This is a genomic window from Weissella sp. DD23, assembly GCF_001579105.1.
Taxonomy (GTDB): domain Bacteria; phylum Bacillota; class Bacilli; order Lactobacillales; family Lactobacillaceae; genus Weissella; species Weissella cibaria.
This window is the reverse complement of sequence record NZ_KQ970390.1, coordinates 61,640-65,079: the sequence shown is the minus strand read 5'-3', so window position 1 is coordinate 65,079 and position 3,440 is coordinate 61,640. Positions and strand designations below refer to the sequence as shown.

3 protein-coding genes are annotated in these 3,440 nt (G+C 43.7%); all 3 read right to left on the bottom strand.

The window, feature by feature from the left end; genetic code table 11:
* Positions 1-1,732 (bottom strand): RNA polymerase recycling motor HelD (helD, locus tag WEIDD23_RS00285; protein ID WP_242865346.1); only part of this gene is annotated, 1,732 nt, incomplete at its 3' end.
* A gap of 182 nt (positions 1,733-1,914) precedes the next feature.
* Positions 1,915-2,169 carry a hypothetical protein gene (locus tag WEIDD23_RS00280; RefSeq protein ID WP_010370500.1) on the bottom strand — a complete coding sequence of 85 codons (255 nt, stop codon included), beginning with the start codon at positions 2,167-2,169 and terminating at the stop codon, positions 1,915-1,917.
* Positions 2,170-2,397: 228 nt separating this feature from the next.
* Positions 2,398-3,440: recombinase RecA (gene recA, locus WEIDD23_RS00275; RefSeq protein ID WP_242865345.1), on the bottom strand; the 1,043-nt coding region annotated here is incomplete at its 5' end.

Here is a 3,440-nt window from a genome sequence, read left to right as displayed (position 1 = left end):
ACAATTCATCCTGCAAACTGACGGCGTTTTCCTTCGTGAAAATGGCTTGGTTCAAATCACCCAACATCGTAAAGCGAGCACGTGGGAAACTAAACTTCAAAAAGGCCAATTGGAATGGTGTGTAGTCTTGGATTTCATCAATAAAGACAAAGCGAATGCCACGCTCACCGCGACTACCCTTAATCAAGTCGAATAACAGCATAAATGGTGTCATGTCGGCCATTGGTAATTCACCGTTCTTCATCTTATTCACTGTGTATTCAACCGACTTGGTCCAATCCGCTTCCGTAATATCGTAGGCCGCCAAGTTAACCAACTTTGGCACAGAACGCAAGAAATGAATAAATTGATTGTTAATATTGATAAAACGATTTCGGTTGACACCCTTGGCGATTGGCGCCAGGGCATTCGTCACAATGATTTTAGCCAAATACTTGGTTTCTTCTTCATCAGACTTAAACTCACGCGGGTTATCACCCAACATGGTGTCATACTGTTCTTTCGTCAAGTTTTGAATTTCAGCTTCGACCCAATCAGCTTGCATCTCATTACCAATTCGACCTTGCAACATCTTCATTAGTCGTTCTTTCGTCCCTTGAAGACGGTTACCCAGCTTATAGTTCTCATTGAATGAATAATAAATGTCGACAATCTTTTCCTTAGAAATGATTTCTTGCCCACGGAACTTAATTGGGCGGACCTTAATATCAGCCTTGTTCAAGCCATCAGCATAGCGTTGCATGGCATCGAAGTAGACACTTGTACCCTTCAAGTCAATGATACGCTTTTGAGCGCCGGCTGGTTGCGCCTCAAAACGTTCTTGTAACGTTTCAAGTTGCAACTTTGGCAAACGGCGTGATGCGTATTGGTAATATGTCATTTGAACCATGTTTTGCTCACCCAATTCAGGCAAAACTTGGTCGATATAATCGTTAAATAGTTGATTTGGTGAGAACATGACCACTTGACCAGACGTCAAATGACCACGATAACGGTAAAGTAGGTATGCCACACGTTGCAAAACAGCTGAAGTCTTACCAGAACCCGCCGCTCCTTGTACGAACAGCAATTCAGCGGCCGTGTTTCGGATAATCTTATTTTGTTCCTTTTGAATCGTCGTCACGATTGACTTCATCTTAGTTGTTGATTCACCAGACAAAGCATTCAACAACATTTGATCACCCACAGCTTCGTCGGTGTCGAAAATCGTCACAATCGTGCCATCTTCAATTTGGAATTGACGCTTCAGGTGAACATTTGCTTCCTGCTTGCCATCTGGTGTTTCGTAGGTCACATTGCCCAAACCCGCATCATAATAAATAGAAGAAATTGGTGCGCGCCAGTCGTAAACCAAGAAATTATCTGGTGAATCAGAGAACGATGCCAAGCCGATATAAATTGGTTCAACCGTCTCTGAACCAGCTTCTTGCACATCAATACGCGCAAAGTATGGTCGCGCTTGTAAACGGTCCAAGACAACCGCTTGGTGCTCAACTGAATTCATCGCCAATTCACGTTCTTGTAACATCTGTTGCTGTTGACGTACAGACATCGCCGTTTCGAACAAGCTGCCGTACGTTGATGACCTAAAGCGGACATCGTTCCACCCATTATCGACGTCAGCCTGTTTTTGTTCAGCATTTTTTCGATCTAAATCATTTTGTACCTTCGCGTCTTGAATCTTCTCCAAGACGGTATCCAAGCGTTGCTGCTCGGCTTCATATGGTTCCATAAACAGGGGTCCCCCTACGTAAATTTAGTGATTCCATGGTACTACAATTTGGGTTTAATTACTACTCTTTTTCAAGTAGTCGTTTTTTACCTAACAACAAATCCCAGCCTTACGACCTAATGAGTCGACAAAGCTGGGATTTGTTAGTTTTTATTGGGCGAGCCACTGTCTTGCCCAGCGTATTAATCTTCTTGAGCGTAATCTGTCACGATAAGGTGTTCTAGGAAATCACGTGCGTCAGTTTCATCAGTCGTGCCTGCAGCGATTTCAGCTTCCACTGCTGCGTGAATCTTAGCCGTAACTGCTTCACTCTCTGCATCTGCGGCAATAACGTGCACGCGGTGGAATTGGTCTGACCAGTAAACCTCAGTAGGTCCCCAAGTGTTCAAATCCAACTTCTTTACCCAATCTTGTACTTCTTGTCTAGTGTATGCCATGATGACTACCTCCAACTGCTTTCGCAGTGATTAACTTCCTTTTCCTTTTTTATTACATGATTAGTATAGAACAACTATTTTGTTGTGGCGATAAAAGGCCTATTATCGCGAATAAATCGCGGCATTCAACGTCCCAATTATGACATAACTTAATAACCTGAAAATCGGCATCAAAAAACTCGTACTACACTACATCGCTGTACCATAATACGAGTTTCCAAAAGTTACTTAGTTTTCATCAATTTCGAGTTCAATATCATCCACGTTATCAGCTGACGTGTCGTTATCATCAGCTGAACCATCGGCGCCATCATGGCTACCGATGTAGGCTTCACGAACTTGGTTATAGACATCATCGTAAATCGCCTTGTGTTCTGGGTCTTCCAACCAACGAATAACATTGACCTTTCCTTGACCAATCTTCTCACCATTATATGAGAACCATGACCCTGACTTAACGATAATATCTTTATCAGCCGCCAAGTCAATCATTTCACCAGTCTTAGAAATTCCCTTACCAAACAAGATTTCAACTTCCACTTCACGGAATGGCGCCGCAACCTTGTTCTTAACAACCTTAATACGTGTCAAATTACCAACCGACTTGATATCATCCCCATCAGCCTTCGTCGCATCAATACCACCCTTACGACGGACATCCAAACGTACTGATGAGTAGAACTTCAACGCACGTCCACCAGGCGTTGTTTCTGGGTTACCAAACATGATACCGATCTTTTCACGTAATTGGTTAATGAAGATGGCTGTTGTACCAGTCTTCAAAATAGCACCTGACATCTTACGCAAAGCTTGTGACATCATACGTGCTTGCAAACCAACCGTTGAATCACCGATTTCACCGTCAATTTCAGCCTTTGGCGTCAATGCGGCAACAGAGTCAATAACGACCATGTCGATTGCACCTGATGTAATCAAGGCATCCGCAATTGCCAATCCTTGTTCACCAGTATCTGGTTGTGACAACAGCAACTCATCAACGTCAACGCCCAATGCCTTAGCATACTCAACGTCCATCGCGTTTTCGGCGTCGATATAAGCGACAATTCCGCCATTACGTTGGGCCTCAGCAACTGCGTGCAAAGCCAACGTTGTCTTACCTGATGATTCAGGTCCATAGATTTCAATGATACGACCCTTAGGGTAGCCACCAATGCCAAGAGCCACGTCCAACTTCAATGAACCAGCTGACGTTGATTGCACCTTCGTAAATTGGCTATCACCTAGCTTCATAACAGATCCCTTACCAAAAG

Coding starts and splice junctions, on each gene's coding strand:
- WEIDD23_RS00280 (WP_010370500.1), bottom strand. CDS start 2,169: ATGGCATACACTAGACAAGAAGTACAAGATTGGGTAAAGAAGTTGGAT.